The organism is Desulfurivibrio modestus (genome assembly GCF_044068625.1).
In the GTDB taxonomy this organism is placed as follows: domain Bacteria; phylum Desulfobacterota; class Desulfobulbia; order Desulfobulbales; family Desulfurivibrionaceae; genus Desulfurivibrio.
Genome location: NZ_JBIPKH010000005.1, coordinates 146,912 through 167,386, shown reverse-complemented (window position 1 = coordinate 167,386; position 20,475 = coordinate 146,912). Strand labels below are relative to the sequence as shown.

The 20,475-nt window shown below is 62.5% G+C and carries 21 protein-coding genes; 15 read left to right on the top strand and 6 right to left on the bottom strand.

Annotated elements, in window-relative coordinates:
- Positions 1-133: 133 nt before the first annotated feature.
- From ACHHRT_RS05275 to ACHHRT_RS05265, 3 genes are read right to left on the bottom strand one after another with little or no spacing between them, the layout of a single operon-like run.
- Positions 134-1,537, bottom strand: a complete 1,404-nt coding sequence (locus ACHHRT_RS05275) for a sigma-54-dependent transcriptional regulator (RefSeq protein WP_395498426.1) — start codon at positions 1,535-1,537, stop codon at positions 134-136.
- Between the two features lie 13 nt (positions 1,538-1,550).
- On the bottom strand, positions 1,551-3,245 hold the full coding sequence (locus tag ACHHRT_RS05270; protein ID WP_395498424.1) for a hybrid sensor histidine kinase/response regulator: 1,695 nt from the start codon (positions 3,243-3,245) through the stop codon (positions 1,551-1,553).
- Positions 3,232-4,446 (bottom strand): FIST signal transduction protein, encoded by a 1,215-nt coding sequence (locus ACHHRT_RS05265; protein ID WP_395498423.1) that lies wholly within the window; start codon positions 4,444-4,446, stop codon positions 3,232-3,234. The genes ACHHRT_RS05270 and ACHHRT_RS05265 overlap by 14 nt, the downstream gene beginning before the upstream one ends.
- A 343-nt stretch (positions 4,447-4,789) precedes the next feature.
- Here ACHHRT_RS05265 and thiS point away from each other — a divergent pair, with 343 nt between their 5' ends.
- The 7 genes from thiS to ACHHRT_RS05230 all read left to right on the top strand — a co-directional run bounded on the left by thiS (position 4,790) and on the right by ACHHRT_RS05230 (position 9,551).
- On the top strand, positions 4,790-5,002 hold the full coding sequence (gene thiS / locus ACHHRT_RS05260; RefSeq protein WP_395498421.1) for a sulfur carrier protein ThiS: 213 nt from the start codon (positions 4,790-4,792) through the stop codon (positions 5,000-5,002).
- Positions 4,999-6,234 carry a PLP-dependent transferase gene (locus ACHHRT_RS05255; protein WP_395498419.1) on the top strand — a complete coding sequence of 412 codons (1,236 nt, stop codon included), beginning with the start codon at positions 4,999-5,001 and terminating at the stop codon, positions 6,232-6,234. The genes thiS and ACHHRT_RS05255 overlap by 4 nt, the downstream gene beginning before the upstream one ends.
- 22 nt (positions 6,235-6,256) lie before the next feature.
- Positions 6,257-7,060 (top strand): HesA/MoeB/ThiF family protein, encoded by an 804-nt coding sequence (locus tag ACHHRT_RS05250; protein WP_395498417.1) that lies wholly within the window; start codon positions 6,257-6,259, stop codon positions 7,058-7,060.
- 17 nt (positions 7,061-7,077) lie between these two features.
- Entirely contained in the window at positions 7,078-7,479 is a 402-nt protein-coding gene (locus tag ACHHRT_RS05245; RefSeq protein WP_395498416.1) for a M67 family metallopeptidase, read from the top strand.
- A gap of 51 nt (positions 7,480-7,530) precedes the next feature.
- Positions 7,531-7,773 carry a sulfurtransferase TusA family protein gene (locus ACHHRT_RS05240; RefSeq protein WP_395498414.1) on the top strand — a complete coding sequence of 81 codons (243 nt, stop codon included), beginning with the start codon at positions 7,531-7,533 and terminating at the stop codon, positions 7,771-7,773.
- Positions 7,774-7,788: 15 nt separating this feature from the next.
- Entirely contained in the window at positions 7,789-8,829 is a 1,041-nt protein-coding gene (locus tag ACHHRT_RS05235; RefSeq protein WP_395498434.1) for an SO_0444 family Cu/Zn efflux transporter, read from the top strand.
- A 164-nt stretch (positions 8,830-8,993) separates the two neighbouring features.
- Positions 8,994-9,551: an Hsp20/alpha crystallin family protein gene (locus ACHHRT_RS05230; RefSeq protein WP_395498412.1), complete on the top strand. Its 558-nt coding sequence runs from the start codon at positions 8,994-8,996 to the stop codon at positions 9,549-9,551.
- Between the two features lie 46 nt (positions 9,552-9,597).
- On the opposite strand, the gene ACHHRT_RS05225 is transcribed toward ACHHRT_RS05230, so the two are convergent.
- Together ACHHRT_RS05225 and ACHHRT_RS05220 are read right to left on the bottom strand one after the other, a co-directional pair.
- Positions 9,598-10,944 carry a TIGR04283 family arsenosugar biosynthesis glycosyltransferase gene (locus ACHHRT_RS05225; protein WP_395498410.1) on the bottom strand — a complete coding sequence of 449 codons (1,347 nt, stop codon included), beginning with the start codon at positions 10,942-10,944 and terminating at the stop codon, positions 9,598-9,600.
- A gap of 148 nt (positions 10,945-11,092) precedes the next feature.
- Entirely contained in the window at positions 11,093-11,359 is a 267-nt protein-coding gene (locus ACHHRT_RS05220) for a PxxKW family cysteine-rich protein (RefSeq protein ID WP_395498408.1), read from the bottom strand.
- Positions 11,360-11,611: 252 nt separating this feature from the next.
- Between ACHHRT_RS05220 and ACHHRT_RS05215 the strand changes: the two genes are divergently transcribed.
- The 8 genes from ACHHRT_RS05215 to ACHHRT_RS05180 all read left to right on the top strand — a co-directional run bounded on the left by ACHHRT_RS05215 (position 11,612) and on the right by ACHHRT_RS05180 (position 18,778).
- A complete protein-coding gene (locus tag ACHHRT_RS05215; protein ID WP_395498406.1) occupies positions 11,612-12,820 on the top strand; it encodes a type II secretion system F family protein in 1,209 nt (402 codons plus the stop codon).
- A 43-nt stretch (positions 12,821-12,863) separates the two neighbouring features.
- The gene (gene eno, locus ACHHRT_RS05210; protein WP_395498404.1) at positions 12,864-14,156 is read left to right on the top strand and encodes a phosphopyruvate hydratase; all 1,293 of its coding nucleotides are present in this window, start codon (positions 12,864-12,866) and stop codon (positions 14,154-14,156) included.
- A 90-nt stretch (positions 14,157-14,246) separates the two neighbouring features.
- Complete coding sequence (locus ACHHRT_RS05205) at positions 14,247-14,531, top strand: integration host factor subunit alpha (protein WP_395498402.1); 285 nt, start codon at positions 14,247-14,249, stop codon at positions 14,529-14,531.
- A gap of 136 nt (positions 14,532-14,667) precedes the next feature.
- Entirely contained in the window at positions 14,668-15,738 is a 1,071-nt protein-coding gene (lpxD, locus tag ACHHRT_RS05200; RefSeq protein ID WP_395498400.1) for a UDP-3-O-(3-hydroxymyristoyl)glucosamine N-acyltransferase, read from the top strand.
- Positions 15,731-16,180, top strand: a complete 450-nt coding sequence (gene fabZ / locus ACHHRT_RS05195; RefSeq protein WP_395498398.1) for a 3-hydroxyacyl-ACP dehydratase FabZ — start codon at positions 15,731-15,733, stop codon at positions 16,178-16,180. The genes lpxD and fabZ overlap by 8 nt, the downstream gene beginning before the upstream one ends.
- 62 nt (positions 16,181-16,242) lie before the next feature.
- Positions 16,243-17,049 carry an acyl-ACP--UDP-N-acetylglucosamine O-acyltransferase gene (lpxA, locus tag ACHHRT_RS05190; protein ID WP_395498396.1) on the top strand — a complete coding sequence of 269 codons (807 nt, stop codon included), beginning with the start codon at positions 16,243-16,245 and terminating at the stop codon, positions 17,047-17,049.
- A complete protein-coding gene (locus ACHHRT_RS05185; protein WP_395498394.1) occupies positions 17,042-17,872 on the top strand; it encodes an LpxI family protein in 831 nt (276 codons plus the stop codon). Before lpxA ends, ACHHRT_RS05185 begins: the two co-directional genes overlap by 8 nt.
- Before the next feature lie 18 nt (positions 17,873-17,890).
- Entirely contained in the window at positions 17,891-18,778 is an 888-nt protein-coding gene (locus tag ACHHRT_RS05180) for a sugar phosphate nucleotidyltransferase (protein WP_395498432.1), read from the top strand.
- 37 nt (positions 18,779-18,815) lie between these two features.
- On the opposite strand, the gene ACHHRT_RS05175 is transcribed toward ACHHRT_RS05180, so the two are convergent.
- Positions 18,816-20,474 carry a 4Fe-4S binding protein gene (locus ACHHRT_RS05175; RefSeq protein ID WP_395498392.1) on the bottom strand — a complete coding sequence of 553 codons (1,659 nt, stop codon included), beginning with the start codon at positions 20,472-20,474 and terminating at the stop codon, positions 18,816-18,818.
- Between the last annotated feature and the right edge of the window lies 1 nt (position 20,475).

Genomic DNA, 20,475 nt, shown 5'->3' with positions numbered 1-20,475 from the left:
GTGTTTTATGTTAATTGCCTTTTAATTCAAGGGGTTGGTTGCAGGGCTCCGGTTTTGGTCCGGGTTGGTGGGAGTTCCGGGATTCGCCGTTGCCGCGACTTTTCGCGTTTCATGCGACAGCATGGCGTTATTTTTACCGCTTGATTCGGTGTTTTTGCATGATCCGGTAAAGCTGGGAGCGGGAGAGGCCCGAGATGGCGCAGGCCTTTTCCATGTTGCCTTCGGTCAGGCCAAGCAGGTCGTTGAGGTAGCGCTGTTCCGCCCTTTCCAGGGCCTCCTCCCGAACATGCTGGAGGGTGGGCAGGGATGAGGGTTGGGGCGCGACCGGGCAGGAGGGGAGTTGGGCGCGGGATTCGGCCCTGACCTGTCTGGATTTGGCGCTGGCCCGGATATCGGCGGGCAGGTGCATGGAAAAGAGGGTGGGATCGTCCTTGGCCTGGGCGAAGGCCGAGCCCAGGGCGTTGAACAGTTCGCGGACATTGCCCGGCCAGTCATATTCCCGCAGGGTTTCCATGAATCCGGGGCAGACCCCCTTGGTGGGGATTCGATAGTGGCGGCTGAGTTTGGCCAGCTGGGACATGGTCAGTTCGCTGAGATCATCACCCCGCCGGCGCAGGGGCGGAAGTTCGATGGCAAAGCCTCGGAGCCGGAAAAGCAGATCCCGCCGGAAGGTTCCGGCTTCGGCCATCTCATCGAGGTCGCGGTTGGTGGCGGCCACCACCCGGAACCGGCTTTCCACCTCGCTGGTGCTGCCGATGGGGCGAAAACGCTGCTCCTGCAGCACCCTGAGCAGGCGCACCTGGGATTCCAGGGGGAGCTCGCCGATCTCGTCCAGGAAAAGAGTGCCCTGGTGAGCTTGAAGTAAAAGGCCTTCCCGGGCCAGATCGGCCCCGGTAAAGGTTCCTTTTTCGTGGCCGAAAAGGATGCTTTCCACCAGGGTGGCGGGGAGGGCGGCGCAATCCACCACCACGAAGTTTTGCTCGGCCCGATCGCTGTTGGCGTGAATGGCCCGGGCGAAGAGCTCCTTGCCGGTACCGGTTTCGCCGCTGATCAGCACGCTGGCCTCGGTGCCGGCGGCCTTGGCCACCAGGTCCAGGCAGGAGAGGATTTCCGGGCCGTTGCCGATGATCTCCGGGCGCCGCAGAACCTGGCGGGAGGTTCGCGAGGCCTTCTCCTCCCGGTACTGAAGGGCTCGGGTCAGGGGCAGCAGCACGGCCTGCATCGAGAGGGGTTTGCGCACATAATCCCAGGCGTCGCTTTTCATGGCCAGGGCCGCGTTGTCCGGTCCGCCCTCCCCGGTGATGATGATAACTTCGGGGTGGGGCGGGGTCCGGCGCAGTTCGGCCACCGCCTCCAGGCCGCTGCCGTCGGGGAGGTTGACATCCAGAAAGATCAGGTCGGGGGCCATTTCGCGCAGTCGCGCCCGGCCCTCCTTCAGAGTCAGGGCGCCGGCGGTTTCGTGGCCCTGGGAGTTGATCAGGGTCTGGAGGGTGTCGCAGATCATTTTATCGTCATCGATCACCAGAACTTTGGCCATATCAGTCGATCCGTTATTTTTTCTCGGTTGCCAGGGCTTGGCGGATGGTGACGGCGAATTCGCTCATGCGGAAGGGTTTGGTCATCCAGGCGGCGATATTTCGTCCGTGGCGGTGGGCTTCGCTGAGCGGGCCGGCAAAGCCGGTACAGAGAATGACCGGCAGCTGGGGGTTGAGTTTGACCGCCCTGGCCGCCAACTCTTCCCCGTTGATACCAGGCATGTTGTAGTCGGTGATCAGCAGATCATATTTGAGCGGCTGGCGGGCGATCAGCCGCAGGGCGTCTTCGCCATTGACGGCGGTGCTCACCCGGTAGCCCAGCCGTTCCAGCATCGGCACGAAAGCCTTGATCACCGGCAGCTCATCATCGACAAAGAGAATCTTTTCGCTGCCGCCGGGCATGGCCGGGAAACTCACCTGCTCTTCCCCGGCCTGGGTGGGGCCGGTGATCTCCGGCAGCAGAATCTCAAAGCACGCCCCCTGGCCCGGCTCGCTGTATGCCCTGATGGTACCGCCATGTTTGCTGATAATGCCCTGGGCCACCGCCAGGCCCATCCCCGAGCCCTCCCCCTTGGCCTTGGTGGTGAAAAAGGGGTCGAAGATCCGATTAAGATTTGCGGCCGCGATCCCCGGTCCGTTGTCGGTCACCGTCAGCTGCAGCCAGCCTGGCTGATTGGCGGCTTCCGGCGGCAGGGGGGCGGGCTGGGCGGCGGCCCCCAGCTCAATGGTCAGCTTGCCCCCCTTTTTGCGCATGGCATGGGCGGCGTTGATGGCCAGGTTCATAACCACCTGCAGCATCTGGGTGGGGTCGGCGGCCACCAGATCGTTTGCTCCTTTCTGCTTGTACTCAATTTCAATGTTTGGAGCAATGGTGGCGCGCAGAAACTTAATCGCCTCCTTGATCACCGGGCCCAGATGGATCGGTCGGGGATCGTGCTTGCCCTGGCGGTTGAAGTCGAGAATCTGGTGGATCAGCTTGCCGGCCCGCTCGGCGGCCTGTTCGATCTGGCTCAGACTTTTTTGCAGGGCGGGGTTGCTGCCCGCCTCCAGGGTGGCCATTTGGGAATGGATCAGGATCGGGGTCAGGATGTTGTTGAAATCATGGGCAATGCCGCCGGCCAGAATTCCCAGGGCCTCCATCTTGCGGGCCTGGAAAAGCTGGGCTTCCATCTGCTGCCGCTCGGCGTTGAGCAGGGCCTGGGAGGCCAAGGTGGAGAAGTTTTCCGCCAGCCGTTGGTGGGCCCGGGCGAAGTGGCTGCGTTGGGGATGGGTGCAGACCAGGATGGCGGCCTGATCGCCACCCCGTAAGGGAACATGGAGGGCGGAGCCCACCCCGGCCAGCAGCTCCGGGGGCTGTTCCCGCCACTCCTCCACCATCTTCACGTCGAAAACGGTGGTGGCGGCGTGGCTCAGTACCCGCCGGAACATGGCCGCCGGCTGCCAGCGGCGATGGAGAAAGAGATCGTCGGTGGCCACGGTGGCCAGCAGCGAGCCGTCGGGCCGGCTCTGGAGGACAAAGGCCCCGGCGAAATCCAGGACCTTTTGCATCACCTCCAGCAACTCCTTAAACATCCTGGAGCTTTCCATGGGCTTGATCAGGACCCGCAGACCGGCCAGCAGGGCTTCCGATTCGCGGCGTTGCCGTGCTTCAAATTCGCGGGCCTTGGCCAGGTCGACCAAGGCCTCGCGCAGGATCTCATCGCTGGCCATGGTCGGCGGGTCCGCTGAAAATTATTACCGAGATCATCAGGTTGCCGTGCCGGTTTTCGCCGCCGGTGAAGCAGCCCTGCTCGCCGAAGGTGAAGGAGCCCAGAAAGGGGCGGTTGGCCATGGCCTGGTTCAGGGAGGTAACCACCTCGTCGATCCTCTCCTTCACGGTCAGCATGCAGCCGGCGCAGTAGGTCACCAGAGCGCCGCTGATCTGTTCCGGGGGGATGTGACCGCCCTGGCTGGCGGCCTGGGCCACCCGTCCGGCCCGGGAGATCAGGGTTTCCACGGTTCCCTGCATCAGGACCAGCTCTTCGCCGGGGTTGATATCGGCAAAGGTACTGAGGCTGCCATCGGCGGAGACTCGATCGGGATGGGCCAGGTTGAAATAGGGGACTGAACCGATATGGCCCACCACCCGGCCCAGGGGATTGAGGGTGGTGGCGTTGAGGACCGGGCCTCCGGCCGGTAAAACGTGGCCGATCAGCCCCTTGGTCCACTCATTGTAAACCTGGGCGGCGGGCCGGTGGTCGATGGAGGTGATTGTCCGGCCATGGGTGGCGGTGACCGTTCCCCGGTGGTCGGTGGGACTGTAACCATTATGGAATGAGAAGTAGACGGGAGTTGAGGGGTAGAGCACCCCGACCGATAACCCCTGGCCGATGCAGCTGCCGGCGGAGATGATTTTCCACTCGCCGCGGACCTCGTTGTCGGCGGCGCTGCCCCCGATGATCGCTATTCCCGGTCCCAGCACATCCTCAATGCCGGCCAGCACCTCGCTCTCCCGCCCGGGGGTGGAGAGGAGGCGAACCAGGTCGGGCATTTCGCCGGGGCGGCCGGCGTCGGCAATGGCCTCCAGGACCGCCCGGGCCGCGCTTTGTCTGGGGTTGTCGGCAAAACCCCGGCTGGCCACGCCGTAAGCTCCCCCGGGATCGGCTACCCCCAAGAGTGCCAGGCCATGACCATCTTTGAACAGGATCCCTTCCTCGGTCATCGCCCCCCGGCAGGAGCTGGCGCCATGGAAGCGGCAATCCGGGAACCGCCGGGCGATCTCTTCTCCCACCGTCTGGGCTGAATGGGCAATGGACCAGTGGGCAAAAACCATGGTGGGCGGGGTGCCAAGTTTGTGGAGCAGGGTATCGCAGGCCTCCCGGACCGCAGCCCGGGAATCCGGCTTGATGCTGCCCGCGCTGGCTATTTTCATTTACCCCTCCTTTCAGGATCATGACCGATTGTCGCTATCTTAACGAAAAAAATAGAAAAAACAATATACTGAGTGGGCGGTTCGGCTGGTTTGTCCCCTGCTTGCCGGGGCGGGGTATCCTAACGGTGCCGGCGATCGTTGATTTTACTGCCACCATGTAACATGGGTGGGCGGAGTGGGCGGTTGTGCTTTTTTGGCTTATTTCCCTTGAAAAGTAGCCGTTGACATGGAATATATAGCGGACTCTTTCACAAAATAAAAAATTGACGGATTGGCGGTTTTTTTACCGGCAATCAGAAGCTTAAAATCAAGCGTTTGATCGCGGAATCAAAGGAGTATCGGCATGCAGATAATGGTTAACGGTGAACAGAAAACTTTTGCCGCGGATCAACTCAACGTGGCCAAGGTCCTGCGGGAGCAGCAGGTTGAGTCCCCGGAGATGGTGGCGGTGCAGGTTAACGGCGCCTTTGTCGACAAAGGTGAGTTTGATTCGCGCCTGCTCCAGGAGGGAGACAGCGTCGAGTTTCTTTATTTTATGGGCGGCGGCGCTCGGTGAGCGGTTTTTCCACCCGGGCGGTCCATGGCCCGCCGCCGGCAGACTCGCGGCGGGAGCAGCATGGCGATCTGCGGCCGCCGGTCCACGATACCGTCTCCTTCGCCTTTGCCAGCGCCCGGGAGATCGCCGATGCCTTCTCGGGGCGCAAGCCGGCCCACTCCTACTCCCGGATAACCAATCCCACCGTCGAGGAGTTTGAACGCCGGGTTCAAGCCCTGGCCGGCGGGCGGGGGGTGGTGGCCCTGGCCTCGGGGATGGCCGCCATCTCCACGGTGATCATGGCCCTGGGGGGGGCGGGCAGCAATATCGTGGCCGGGCGTTCGCTCTTTGGTAACACCATCTCGCTGTTGGCCCAGACCCTGCGGCCCTGGGGCCTGGAGGCCCGTTTTGTCGACATGACCGACCGGGATGCCGTGGCGGCGGCCATCGATCAGGACACCCGGGCCCTTTTTCTGGAAAGCGTCAGCAACCCCCAGCTGGAAGTCTGCGACCTGGCCGCCCTGGCGGAATTGGCCCATGGGCGGGGAGTGCCCCTGATTCTCGACAACACCGCCACCACCTTTTACCTTTGCCGGGCCGGAGAGCTGGGCGCCGATATCGAGCTGGTCTCCAGCACCAAATATATCTCCGGCGGCGGCTCCTCGGTGGGCGGGTTGATCATCGATCATGGCCGCTTTGACTGGAGTCGCTCGCCCCGGCTGGCTGCTTTTGCCAAAAGCTTCGGCCCCTTTGCCCTGCTGGTGGCCCTGCGCCGGGAGATTTCCCGCAATATCGGGGCCTGTCTGGCCCCCCACAACGCCTATCTGCAAACCCTGGGGCTGGAGACCCTGGCCCTGCGGGTGGATAAGAGCTGCGTCAACGCCCAGGCCCTGGCCGAGTTTCTCCAGGGGCAGTCGGCGGTCAGGCGGGTGGTCTATCCCGGCCTGGCCTCTCATCCGGACCACGAGCTGGCCCGGCGGCAGTTTAATGGCCGATTTGGGGGAATCCTGACCTTTGAACTGGCCGACCGGGACTCCTGCTTCGCCTTTCTCGATAAGTTGCGGTTGATTTGCCGGGCCACCAACATCAACGACAACAAGACCCTGGCGATCCACCCCGCCTCCACCATCTTCACCGAGTTTTCCCCGGAGGAAAGGGAGAAGATGGGGGTTTCCGAGGGGATGGTCCGGATTTCGGCCGGAATTGAAGATTTCGCCGATCTGCGGGACGATATCGCCCAGGCCCTGTCCTAAAAAATATAAGGAGTGAACAGCTATGCGTTATTCGCCGGAACAGCTTGAGCGTTACAGCCGCCATATCATCCTGCAGCAGATCGGTGTCGAGGGGCAGGATAAAATTTGTGACGCCAAGGTGCTGATCGTCGGGGCCGGGGGGCTGGGATCGCCGGCCGCCCTCTATCTGGCGGCGGCCGGGGTGGGGACCATCGGCATCGTTGACGGTGACGTGGTCGATCTCTCCAATCTCCAGCGCCAGATCGCCCACCACACCAAGGATGTGGGCCGGGAGAAGGTGGCATCGGCGGCGGAAAAGATGACCGCCATCAATCCCGATATCCGGGTGATAACCCATAAGATGCTGCTCTGTGCCGACAATATCCGTTCCGTGATCAAAGATTATGATTTCGTCATCGACGGCACCGACAACTTCCCCACCAAGTTCCTGGTCAACGACGCCTGCGTGATGGAGGGGATCGCTTTTTCCCATGGCGGGATCCTCAGGTTCGACGGGCAGACCATGACCGTGGTGCCGGGCCAGTCCGCCTGTTACCGCTGCGCCTTCCGGCAGCCCCCGCCCCCCGACGCGGTACCCACCTGTTCCCAGGCCGGGGTGCTGGGGGCCATTGCCGGCATGCTGGGCACCATCCAGGCGGCGGAGGCCCTCAAGCATGCCACCGGCGTGGGGACCCTGCTCACCGATGCCCTCCTCACCTTCAACGCCCTGGATATGAGCTTCCGGCGCATTCCCCTGCGCCGGCAGGAGAACTGCCCGATCTGTGGGGCCAACCCCACCATCACCCGCCTGGTCGATTACGACCAGGCGGTTTGCGCCCTTAAATAAGTGGGGGATTCAACAGGATGACCATTAAGATTGAACGCCCCGTTCTGGAGGCGATGCTGGCCCATGGCCGCCGGGAGATGCCCAACGAAGCCTGTGGTTATCTCGCCGCCCGGGAAGGGGTGGTTTGCCGCCATTTCGAGTTGACCAACCGGGATGCCGCCCCCGATCACTTCACCATGGACCCGGCCGAGCAGTTTGCCGCCATTCGCCGGATGCGGGATGAGGGGCTGCAGCCGGCGGCGGTTTACCACAGCCATCCCGAAACTCCGGCCCGGCCGTCGGAGGAAGATATTCGGCTGGCCAATGACCCCAATACCGCTTATGTTATCGTATCCCTGGTGGAGGGGACCGACCCGGTGCGGGCCTTCAGGATCAACCGGGGTGAGGTGGTGGAGCTTCCCCTGGAGGTGGTGGCCTGAACCCTAGGCAAAGCTGAACAAGGACAGAAAAAACCAAGGACGGAAAAAGCCATGGCAGAGAAGATTGAGATCGCGGCTGAAAAGAATCTGCGGGGGGTGGGCTGTCCCATGAACCTGGTTTACACCAAGGTCGCCATGGCGGAGCTTAACTCCGGCGATGTTCTGGAAATAATCCTGGATGACGGCCCCCCCATCAACAACGTCCCGGGCTCGGTGGAGAAGGAGGGTCACCAGTTGCTGGCCAAAAAACAGCTGGCCGATGGCGCCTGGTCCCTGCTGGTCCGGAAAAAATAGGTGAGTGCCGCCGGTTTGTTAACCACCCTGGGCGGCAATTTGCTGGCCATCGCCCTGGATGCCGCCCCCTGGCTGCTGCTGGGGCTCTTGGTTGCCGGCCTGATCAAGGCCTGGATTCCCGAGGGAATTTTGCAGCGCTGGCTGGGGGGAGGGGGGGTGCTGCCGGTTTTGCGGGCGGCCCTGATCGGCGCCCCCTTGCCCCTCTGCTCCTGCGGGGCGATCCCCCTGGGTTTGGCTCTGTATCGGGGCGGGGCCTCGCGGGGGGCGACCACCGCCTTTATGGTCGGAACCCCGGGGGTGGGGGTCGATTCGGTGACCCTGTCCTACGCCCTGCTGGGGCTTTTCATGGCTATCTTTCGTCCCCTGGCCGCCATTTTCAGCGCCGTGGCCGCCGGCCTGCTGGTCAATCTGGTGCCGGCCCCGGCCCGGCCCGTTCCTTCCCTTGAAGCCTGCGGTGCCAACTGCTCCTGTAGTGCCGGTGGGGGCGAGGAGGTGGTGGGTCACTCCTCCTTTGGGGCGCGGGCCCTGGCCGGGCTGCGCTACTCCTTCAGCGAAGTGCTGGATGATATCGCCTGGTGGCTGCTGCTGGGGCTGCTGTTGGCCGGTCTGCTCCTCACCATCGCCCCGCCGGGTCTGCTGGCCCAGTACGCGGTGGGGCCGGCCGCCATGCTGGTCATGGCCCTGATCGGCATTCCCATGTATCTCTGCGCCCAGGCCGCCACCCCGGTGGCCGCCGCCCTGATCGTCGCCGGGGTTTCGCCGGGCACCGCCCTGGTGCTGCTGCTGGCCGGACCGATCACCAGTATCGCCACCCTGTCGGTGCTTAACCGGGAGTTCGGCTTTGCCGCCACCACCGTTTACACCCTGGCGGTGGCGGGATCGGCCATCGCCTCCGGTTTGCTGGCCGATATGATCATCACCCGGTTTGCCTTCGACATTCCGGCCCAGATTGGAACTACCCGCGAACTTCTGCCCGATCTTCTCAAGTATCCCGCCCTGGTCCTCCTGCTGCTGTTGGCCTGCCGTCCCCTGCGCCTGCGTCTTTTGCGCTGGTAACGGTTTGGCCTGTCCGGCCGCTGTTGTTGTCTTTGGTTCTTATTCCCGAATTCATGTAATTATCAGGCTCTGATTTCCCCCTTGACAGGCCGAGTTTTTTGATCACATACTGCTAAGTATTAGTGAGGATCAATTCATCATTCCCAACCAACAGGAGGTCAGTTATGGATATCAAAAAACTTGTGCCCTGGAACTGGCTGCAAAAGGAAGAGGAAGGGGGCGGCTCGGTGTTGCCGGCCAAAGTCGGGACGGGAGAGCGGGGAGGGGAATCCCATCCCCTGCTGCGCCTGCATCGGGAGATGGATCGCCTGTTCGCCGATGCCTTTCATGGGTTCCCCGGTCGTTTGGGCGGGGTGGATTTTGCCCCGGCCTGGTCGGGGCTGCTCAAGCCCCAGGTGGATATCGGGGCCGATGACAAAAGTTACACCATCACCATCGAGGTGCCGGGGGTTGACGAGAAGGATGTGACCATCGAAATCAGCGAGGACACCCTGGTGGTCAGTGGTGAAAAGAAACAGGAGAAAGAGGAGAAGGAGAAGGATTTCTACCGGATGGAGCGCTCCTACGGCTCGTTTCGCCGGGTCCTCTGTTTACCCGAGGATGTTGATCGCGATGGGATCAAGGCGGCTTTCAAGAAGGGTATTCTGACCATCACCATGCCCCGCCGGGCTCCGGCCAAGAAAGCGGCTCGGCGGATTGAGGTCAAATCCGAGAAGAAGTGAGCCGGCTGGTCTGGAAACGGTTCCGGTCCGGCGGATGCCGCCGCGTTCAGCGCCGGTAAAGGGCGGCCAGTTTTTCCGGGGCGATGCCAGCTTTAAAACCTATGACCATGGCCTGGTTGACCAGGAAGGTTCGCCAGGCCCCCAGATTTTGCCAGCGGCGGCTGGCGGTGAGCACCGGCTCAGCCAGGGTGACCACCCGGCCGCGCCGCCGCAGGCGGTCCACCAGTTCGTAGTCCTCCATGATCGGCAGCTCGGCGAATCCTCCCAGTTCAGCAAATATTCTTTTGGTCATGAAGAGCCCCTGGTCGCCGTAGGGCAGTTGTCGGAGGCGGGAGCGGAGGTTGGCTCCCCACTCCATCAGGCGCAGATTGACCCCCTCTCCCTCAATCCCCAGGCGAAAGGCGCCGGCCACGGTGGCCGGATCGCCCAGGGCCTGGCGGATCAGTTGCTGGTAGCCGGGGGGCGGCAGGGTGTCGGCATGGAGGAAAAGGAGATAAGGGCCCCGGGCCCGGTCGGCGGCCATGTTCTGCTGCGTCGCCCTTCCGGCCGAGGTCTGCAGGACCACGGCTCCGGCGGCGGCGGCCAGCTTCGGGGTCCGGTCACGGCTGCCCCCATCGGCGACGATAACCTCAACTCCCTCGCCCTGGCCCAGGGCGGCAATGGTCGCTTCGATGCGGGCGGCCTCATTGAGGGTGGGAATAATCACCGAAAGCCGAGGGACTGGCTGGAAAAGTTCGGCGAAGCGGTGGTCAGGGGTCAGCTCCGCCAGATCTTGGGGCCGGTCGATATCGAACAGCGGCGGCAGCAGGGCCGCTTGCAGCCCCAGTTGTTTGATGATGGCCCGGGTTTGCTCCAATACCCGCCCGGTGCCCCAGGCGATGCCGGCAAACAGGCGGGGGTTGGGTTCCTTCAGGCCGATCAGGTAGTAGCCGCCATCCCGGGCCGGACCCAACACGATATCATGCTGCCGTAAGGCGGCGGCGGCCTGGTGGAGCAGGGCCGGATTCAGTCCGGGCAGATCGGAGCCCACCAGCAGCACCGCCTCCGGTCGTTTTTTCTCGCGGCCCCGCCGGTCGGCGGGGTTCAGGGCAGTGGTCACCGCGCTGCTCATCCGCTCTCCCAGTCCGCCGGCCCCTTGCCGGCGGTATTCCAGGTCGGAGCCCAGCCAGCTCCTGAATTTTTTCTCGTCGGCCCCGGTGGTGCAGACGGTAAGCCGGGTTTTACCCGGAGGGCGGGAGCGGTGAAACTCCCTGATGGTGTCCACCACCGCTTCGCACAAAAGCCGCTGCAGGCGGGCGGCCCCCGTTGCCCCCAGGGCCGGAATCAGGCGGGTTTTGACCTCCCCTGGCCGGGGGTAGCGAGTGAACAGTAACAGGTTGACCAGGCCGGACATGGCGATAACCGTTCAGATTTGTCTTGGCAACCTTTCAGGGCGGCGGACACAAAAAAACCGTCTTTCCAGGGTGAAAGACGGTTTTTTAAAAGGCAAAAATGGCCGAACCCGCTTACGCAATTGGCAGTGGTTCCGGCCTGCCAATAAATTACTTTTTGCTTTTGGCCGCGGCGCGTTTGGAGGCCTTCAAGGGGTTGATCTTGACGGCGGCGGCGACGATTTCGGGCTTGGCGTGGGTGGCGAAGTTGCAGAATCCCAGTCGCCATTTGGCGGAAGGAACGGTAAAGGTTTGACAGAACTTGTTGGCTTCCACCTCCACGATCCGCCCGCAACCCTCGCATTTGTCGATGATCGCCTGGAACGAACCACTGGCGTATTTGCTTAAATCTTCTTGTTTAGTTGCTGCCTTGGCCATAATTTTAACCTCCGTAACCGTGGGGAAGAGATGAACCTGTACCGGTAAATCGTGAAACCCCGTTATATAAATGATTGGGGGGGGTATGTCAAAAGAAAAAGGGGCAACCTCCTTACCTTCTTGTTTTTGGCCGGCCCATAGGCTATAAGTTGTTGATGCCAATGGAGATCGGGCCGAGTTGGGTTACCTGAACGGCCCGGCGCCTGAAAAATTGCCGCTTTTACCTTAACATCATTGGGGAGGGTGGATGTTATGCCGGTTTATGTCTGGAAAGGGGTCAACGCCTACGGTGAGAAGCGCAAAGGCAAACTGGAGGCCCCCAACGAGGGCGCGGCCCAGGCGCAGCTCAAGCGGATGCGGGTCACCCTCTCGCAGCTTAAGGAAGCACCCAAGGATATCTTTGCCGAGATCCCTTTTTTTCAGCCCAAGGTCACCGGCAAGGATGTGGTGATCTTCACCCGGCAGCTCTCCACCATGATCGACGCCGGCCTGCCCCTGGTTCAGAGTTTGCAGATTCTGGGCGAGCAGCAGGAGAATCCTACCTTCAAAAAGGTGCTGCGCGCCGTCCGCTCCGACGTGGAAACCGGCTCCACCTTTGCCGACGCCCTGAAGAAGCACCCCGACATTTTCGACAGCCTTTACTGCAACATGATGGAGGCCGGCGAGATCGGCGGTATCCTCGATACCATCTGCAGCCGGCTGGCCGGGTTCATGGAGAAGAGCCAGGCCCTGGTGAAAAAGGTCAAGGGGGCCATGACCTATCCGGTGATCTGTATCTGCATCTCCTTCGTCGTACTGGCGGTGATGCTGATCTTCGTGGTGCCGGTTTTCGAGGCGATGTTCGCCGACTTCGGTTCGGCCCTGCCCGGCCCCACCCAGATGGTGGTGAACATGAGCGAGTTTGCTCAAAACTATTTCCTCTATATGATTGCCGCTGTTTTTCTGCTTGTTGTCGGAATCAAAAAAATTTACAAAACCGAAAAGGGCCGGGAGCGGATCGATGAACTGCTGCTCCGCCTGCCCGTGGTCGGCACCCTGCTGCGGCGGGTGGCGGTGGCCAAGTTTTCCCGTACCCTGGGGACCATGCTGCAGAGCGGGGTGCCCATTCTGGAATCGCTCAACGTGGTGGCCCGCACCGCCGGGAACAAGGTGATCGAGAAGGCGGTGTTCCGGGTGACGGACAGTATCAGTGAGGGGCGCAGCATCTCCGAGCCCCTGGCCGAGACCGGGGTTTTTCCGGCCATGGTGGTGCAGATGATCAACGTCGGCGAAGCCACCGGGGCGCTGGATACCATGCTGGCCAAGATCGCCGACTTTTATGATGAAGAGGTTGATCAGGCGGTGGAAAACCTCACCGCCGCCATTGAACCTTTGATGATGGTGTTTTTGGGCGGGATGATCGGTGGCCTGGTGGTCGCCATGTATCTGCCGATTTTCAGCATGGCCGCGGCCATCGGATAATTTTTTTACCGGAATTAATCAGCTAACAGGAGGAGCGCGTAAGATGGGTGAAATTATCGGGGTACTGGGGCGGGAAGTGATCGATTCGCGAGGCAATCCCACCGTGGAAGTGGAGGTTTTTCTCGATTCCGGGGTCAGCGGCCGGGCCCTGGTGCCCTCCGGCGCTTCCACCGGCACTCGTGAGGCCCTGGAGCTCCGCGATACCCGCAAGAAACGTTATCTGGGCAAGGGGGTGGAGACGGCGGTGGCCAACGTCAACAACCTGATCGGCCCCACCCTGGTCGGCCTGGAATCCTGCGAGCAGGTCCTGATCGACCGGATCATGCTGGAACTGGATGGCACCGAAAACAAGAAAAAATTGGGGGCCAATGCCATTTTGGGGGTCTCCATGGCGGTGGCGCGGGCCTCGGCCGAGGATGTGGCCCTGCCCCTTTACAGCTACCTGGGCGGGGTCAATGCCAAGGTGCTGCCGGTGCCGATGATGAATGTGCTCAACGGCGGGGCCCATGCCGATAACAATGTCGATGTTCAGGAGTTCATGGTGATGCCCCTGGGGGCTCCCTCTTTCGCCGAGGCCCTGCGGATGGGAGTGGAAACCTTCCACACCCTCAAGGCGGTGCTGAAAAAGGCCGGCCACCAGACGGCGGTGGGCGATGAGGGCGGCTTTGCCCCCAACCTGCGCTCCAACGAGGAGGCCATGGAGTGTCTGCTGGAGGCGATCGTCAAGGCCGGATACAAGCCCGGCCAGGATATCGCCATCGCCCTGGATGTGGCCGCCAGCGAGCTTTATGACAGCAAGGCCAAGTGTTATGTCCTGGCCGCCGAGAAGAAGCCGAAGAAATCGGCGGATGAGCTGATCAAGCTTTACGCCTCCTGGATCAAGAAGTACCCCCTGGTTTCCATCGAGGATGGCCTGGCCGAAGGCGATTGGGCGGGCTGGAAGAGCATGACCGAACAGTTGGGGGATAAAGTTCAGATCGTCGGCGATGATATCTTCGTCACCAATACCGCCATCCTGGCCAAGGGAATCAAGCAGGGGGTGGCCAACTCGATTCTGGTCAAACTCAACCAGATCGGCACGGTCACCGAAACCCTCGACGCGGTGGATATGGCCCATCGGGCCGGATTCACCGCGGTGATCTCCCACCGTTCCGGGGAGACCGAGGATACCACCATCGCCGATCTCAGTGTGGCTTTGAATACCGGTCAGATCAAAACCGGGGCTCCCTCCCGCACCGACCGGGTGGCCAAATACAACCAGCTGCTCCGGATCGAAAGCGAACTGGGGGCGGCGGCCCGTTTTGCCGGTCCCGGGGCCCTGCGACTTAATGCTTGACAAAAAGCCGTCATTTTGATCTGTTAGCCCGGGATTTCGATCTTCCGGCTCAGCCCGCTAAAGCGTATTGACATGAACGGAGAGGGAGCTATGACCTTGACCAAAGCCGACCTGATTCAACAGGTGTATCAGGAGCATGATCTTACCAAGGCCCAGGCCACCAAGGTGGTGGAGGCCTTCCTGGAGATCGCCAAGGATTCGCTGCGTCGAGGCGATGATCTTTTGCTCAGTGGTTTCGGTAAGTTCAATGTCAAACAGAAGAAGGCGCGGCGGGGGCGCAATCCGCAAACCGGCGCAGAGCTCATCCTCGGGCCGCGCAAGGTGATCACCTTCAAGCCCTCCGGGATCCTGCGCAAACGGATCAATGGCGGCTGAGGGCCGGCGTCGACACCTCCCGCGGCAACACTGAACGGTTGGGCCGGTTTTAGTTGGGGCCGGTGGTTAGTCCTGATGATGGATGGGCGTTTCCGGGATGCGCGGAAGCGCCCCCCTTTTTTTTAGGTGATGCGAGATGGCAACGTTAAAGGAACTGGCCGCCCTGGTGGACGGGGAGGTCGTGGGCGAAGAGAGTCTTGAGATTTCCGGGTTCAATGACCTGGAAAACGCCGGCGCCGGGGAGATCTCCTTTCTGGCCGATCTGAAACGGCAAAAACAGCTGGCTTCCTGCCGGGCGGCGGCCCTGATCGTTCCGCGCAAGCTGGAGCCGGTTGATGGTCGTCCCTTGCTGCGGGTGGACAATCCCTATTTGGCGGCAACCCTGATTCAGAATTTTTTCACCGCGCAACCCTTCGTGGCCGCCGGGATTCATCCCAGCGCGGTGATCGGCGAGGGTTGCCGGTTGCCGGCCGAGGTAACCATTGGGCCTTTGGTGGTGCTGGGCAAGGGAGTGCGGCTGGGGCAACGGGTGGCGATCGGCGCCGGAGTGGCGATCGGCGATCAGGTGGAGATCGGTGAGGAGGTGGTGATCCACCCCAACGTCACCATTTACCCCCGCTGCCGGATCGGTAACCGGGTGATTATTCATGCCGGCAGCGTGATCGGCAGCGACGGCTTCGGCTACGCCACCACCGCCCAGGGCAAACATGTCAAACGGGCGCACCAGGGGGTCGTGGTGGTCGGTGATGAGGTGGAGATCGGGGCCAATGTCTGTGTCGATCGGGCCACCTTCGGAGAGACGGTGATCGGGGCCGGCACCAAGATCGACAACCTGGTCCAGGTTGGCCACAATGTCGAGATCGGAGAAAACTGCCTGCTGGTGGCCCAGGTCGGGATTGCCGGCAGTACCCGCCTGGGCAAGCTGGTGGTGCTGGGGGGGCAGGCGGGAATAGCCGGCCATCTGGAACTGGCCGATGGAGTGATGGTCGCGGGCCAGTCGGGGGTTCACAACAATCAGCCGGCCGGGGCCAGGGTGGCCGGTTATCCGGCCATCGATTACAAAAAATGGCTGCGGGCCAGTGCCGCGGCGGCAAGGCTGCCGGAGATGGTACGGGAACTGCGGGAGCTGCGCCGGCAGGTGGAGCAACTGACGGGAAACGCAACGGCTGGAGATGAAGCAAAAGCAAAGGAGCCGCGTGATGAGTGAGCAGGAATGGCAAGGTTTGGATATTAAACAGATTCTGGAGAAGCTGCCCCATCGTTACCCCTTTGTGATGGTGGATCGAATCAGCGAATTGGTGCTGGGGGAGCGGATTCGAGGCTATAAAAATGTCACCATCAACGAGAACTTTTTCCAGGGTCACTTTCCCGGCGAGCCGGTGATGCCGGGGGTGCTGATCCTGGAGGGGATGGCCCAGGCCGGCGCCCTGCTGGCCTACCTTACCGAGAGCGAATCCATCGGCCAGAAACTGGTCTATTTCGCCGGGCTGGATGGGGTCAAGTTCCGGCGCCGGGTGGTGCCGGGCGATCAGCTCCATTATGAGTTGACGGTGCTGAAACGTAAAAGCCGCTTCTGGATCATGGAAGGGAAGGCCTATGTGGATGGGGCGCTGGCCACCGAGGCCCAGCTGATGGCCACCTTCGCCTGAAAACCAGCCGGCCCAGGGCCTAAACCGGTCCACCCTTTTCTCTAACTTTACAGGTATTTTTTATGACTGTTCATCCCACGGCGGTGGTTGATCCCGCCGCCAAGCTGCATGATAGCGTTACGGTGGGTCCCTACACGGTGATCGGGCCCCAGGTGGAGATCGGCCCCGGTTGCGAGATCGGCGCCCACTGTGTCCTCAGCGGCCCCACCCGGATCGGCTCCCACAACCGGATCGGCCCCTTTGCCACCGTGGGGGCGCCCCCCCAGGACCTCAAGTATGACGGTGAACCCACCGAGCTGGTCATCGGGGACCATAACGTGATTCGCGAATATGTCTCCATTCATCGCGGCACCCCTGCGGGCCTGGGTTACACCCGGCTGGGGGATCACAACCTGCTGATGGCCTACGTCCATATCGCCCACGATTGCGTGCTGGGCAACGGGGTGATCCTGGCCAATGCCGTTACCCTGGCCGGTCATGTCACCATTTATGACCGGGCGATCATCGGCGGTTTGACCGCCATCCAGCAGTTTGTCCGGGTGGGCCGGTTCACCTATATCGGCGGCATGAGCGGACTGAGCAAGGATATCCCGCCCTTTGTGGTGATGGCCGGAATTCGCGGCCAGATGCGGATCAGCGGGATCAACCGGGTGGGGCTGAAAAGGGCCGGGTTTGCCCCCGAAACGATCAAGAGTCTGCACCAGGCCTTTAAGATCATCTTCCGGCACCCCGAGCTGCTGCTGGCCGCCGCCCTGGAAAAGGCCCTGGCGGAGCAGGGAGAATGCCCCGAGTCCCGTCACCTGGTGGAATTTTTCGCTAACTCCCACCATGGGGTTTTGCGGCAGGTCGGTGGCGATAACGATGAGTAAGCTGGGCATAATCGCCGGGGGAGGGCAGTTTCCGGTGCTGGTGGCCGAGGCGGCCCGGCGGCATGGACGGGAGGTGGTGGCGGTGGCCCATCGCGGTGAGTCGGCCCCCGAGCTGGAGGAGATGGCGGACCACTGTCTCTGGGTCAAGCTGGGCCAGCTCAACAAGCTGCTCTCTTTTTTTCACCGGCACGGGGTTAAAGAGTGTGTTTTTGCCGGGACCATCACCAAGACCCGGATTTTTCGGGACGTGTGGCCCGACACCAAGGCCCTGAAGCTGTGGAGCCGGATCGATATTCGCCAGGATGACGCCATTCTCCGGGCCATTGCCGGCCTGCTGGCCGAAGAGGGGATCGAGGTGGTGGCCTCCACCCTCTACCTCCAGGAGCTGCTTTTCCCCCAAGGAGTCTTGAGTCGCAAAAAACCCGATTCGGAACAACTGGAGGATATCCGGTTCGGCTGGAGGATCGCCCGCCGGGTGGGGGAACTGGATATCGGGCAATGCGTGGTGGTCCGTGATCGGACGGTGCTGGCGGTGGAGGCGATCGAGGGCACCGACGCCGCCATCCGCCGGGGGGGAGAGCTGGGCCGGGAGAAGGCGGTGGTGGTCAAGGTCAAGAAACCCAATCAGGATTTCCGCTTCGATCTACCGGCCATTGGCCGGCAGACCATCGCCACCATGCTGGCGGTCAAGGCCTCGGTGCTGGCGGTGGAAGCCGCCCAGGCTTTGCTCTTCGATCCCCAGGAGATGCTGGAGATGGCCGATCGGGCCGGTCTGGTGGTGGTGGGGGTGACGGAAGACCCCGATGGGCAGCTGCGGATTTAAGGTGGTGGCGTGCAGGCAATGATCCTCGCCGCCGGCCTGGGTACCAGGTTGCGGCCCCATACCCTGGTCCGGCCCAAACCGCTCTTTCCGGTGTTGGATCGCCCCCTGCTGCTGTTGATTATCGAACAGTTGCGGCGGGCGGGCTCTGATTTTCTGGTGGTCAACGCCCATCATCTCAGGGAACAGATCGCCGCCGCCCTGGATGGGCAACCCGCTCTGGTGGTGCAGCTGGAGGAGAAGGAGCTGGGTATCGGTGGCGGGCTGCGGCTGGCCCGGGAGCGTTTCGGCCGGGAACCGCTGCTGGTGGTCAACGGCGATATCGCGCATAACATCGATTGCCGGCGGATCATGGCCCATCACCGGGCGGAGGGTAATGACGCCACCCTGGTTCTGCACGATCACCCCCGCTACAACAATGTCCTGGTCGGGCCGGCGGGGGATATTCGCGAGTTCGGCCCGGCCGGCGAGCAAGGCCGGTTGGCCTTCACCGGCCTGCAGGTGATCAACCCCGACCTGCTGGAGTTGATTCCCCCGGACCGTTTTTACCACAGCATCGACTGGTACCGGCAATTGATCGCCGCCGGTCGCCGGGTCCGGGCCCTGGTGGTAAAAGACCATTTCTGGAGCGACATGGGCACCCCGGCGGATTATCTCCAACTGCATGCCGCCCTCTTGACCGGTCAGGCCCCGGGCTTCGGCCCCGCGCCCCTCTCCCCCCCCGTCCCCTTTTTTTACGGTCACGACCTTACCCTGGGCCGGGATCTTGCCTTGCGCGACTGGGCGGTGGTGGGGAGCAACGCGGTGCTGGGTGACCGGGTATCCTTAACGCGCTGCGTGGTCTGGGACGGGGTGGAGATTCCGGCCGGAACCACCGCCATCGACACCATCTTTTCCGCCTCCCCCTGATCACCCTTCCTGGCCCCCCAAGCGACCCCGGCTGTAATCAGAGCAGGAGCTGATTTTCCCGGGAGCGGGACTCGCCGATGCTGGTTACCCGGATGGCTGGTTTGTCGGTGACCGGACAGAGGGTTTCGCAGATACCACAGCCGATGCAGAGCTCCAGATCGACATGGGGCCGTTTGACCCGCACCAGGGCCCCATCGCGGTCGCGCGTCTCCACCTCCTCGAACCAGATCGCCTTTTTGGGGGTGGGGCAGACCTCCTCGCAAACGATACAGGGGCGGCCGTAGGCCCAGGGCAGGCAGCGGTCACGGTCGAACATCGCCAGGCCGATCCTGACCCGGACTTTATCCGCCACCGGCAGCCGTTTGATCGCCCCGGTGGGGCAGACCTGGCCGCAGAGGGTGCAGTGGTACTCGCAATAACCCATCCTGGGGATCAGCATCGGGGTCCAGATCCCCTCCAGGCCAGCTTCCAGCAGGGTGGGCTGCAACCCCCCGGTCAGGCAGACCTTCATGCATTCGCCGCACTTAACGCAGCGGGCCAGGAACTCCTTTTCCGGGACCGAGCCCGGCGGTCTGATTAGGAGCGGATTGGCCCGACCCTCCGGCGGTCGGCTGACCCGCAACAGCGGCACGGCTATCAGGCCAGCCGCCGCCGTTCCCAGGACGCGGCGGCGGCCCAAGTCGGGGCCGGTCGCCACGGGCGCCGGGGCAGGAGTCGCGGGGTTGCTCCGGCCCGGCCGGCGCAATTTAAAGCGGATCAGCTTTTGCGGGCAGAGATCGTCACAGTTGAAACAGGCATGACACTCATTTTTACGCCAGGGCGGGGTCGGAGAGTTCGGAGGCCGCTTTGCCGTTCCGGCCTTGCCGGACAGCGGTTTGCTGAGCAGGCCATGGGGTTCGGCTCCGCCGGGGCAGTGACCGGCGCAGGCCCCGCAGTCGGTGCAGCCTTCGGCCACCTCCCGGCTCAGCAGCGACCAGCGGGCAAGCAAGCCCAGCAGCGCCCCCAGGGGGCAAAGATAGCGGCACCAGAAGCGGCGTTCATAAAGATTCAGGGCCAGCAGTCCGCAAAAGAGCAGGGTGATCAGCAGGGCCTGGCTGAAAAAGGGCTGCTGGAAGGGTAGGACCGTATCCCGCAGCAGTCCGTAAATATACTCGGAAACGGCGGTGATTCCCCCGATCTCCAGATGGTAGACGGTGTCGAAAAAGGCACTGGCGGCATAGCTGAAGGCGGGATAGACCCCCACCGACAAGGAGCGGATCAGCAGGGTGATGGGGTCGAGCAGTCCGGCCTGCTGGGAGCCCAAGGCCGCCATGGCCAGCAGCAGGATCAGGGTCAGGTATTTGAGCTGGAACCAGGCGGGGTGCCGGGCCAAGGCGCGGCCTCGACCGGCCGCCAGGCTGACCAGATTGTGCAGGGCGCCGAAGGGGCAGATCCAGCCGCAGAATACCCGGCCCAAAAGCAGGGTGATCACCACCACGATCAGCGCCAGGAAAAAAGCGCTGGGGGCGCTGTGGGCGCTGAGCAGGGTGGTCAGCAGGATCAGGGGGTTGAAGTCGAGAAAGAGCCGTACCGGCCAGCCCAGTTCATCGGCTCCCTTGCCCTCGGTTTGCACGAAGAGAAAGAGAAAAAAGAGCAGGAAGAGTCCCTGGGAGACGACCCGCAGGGTGCGCGGGGAGAATATCGCGGCCAAACTCATT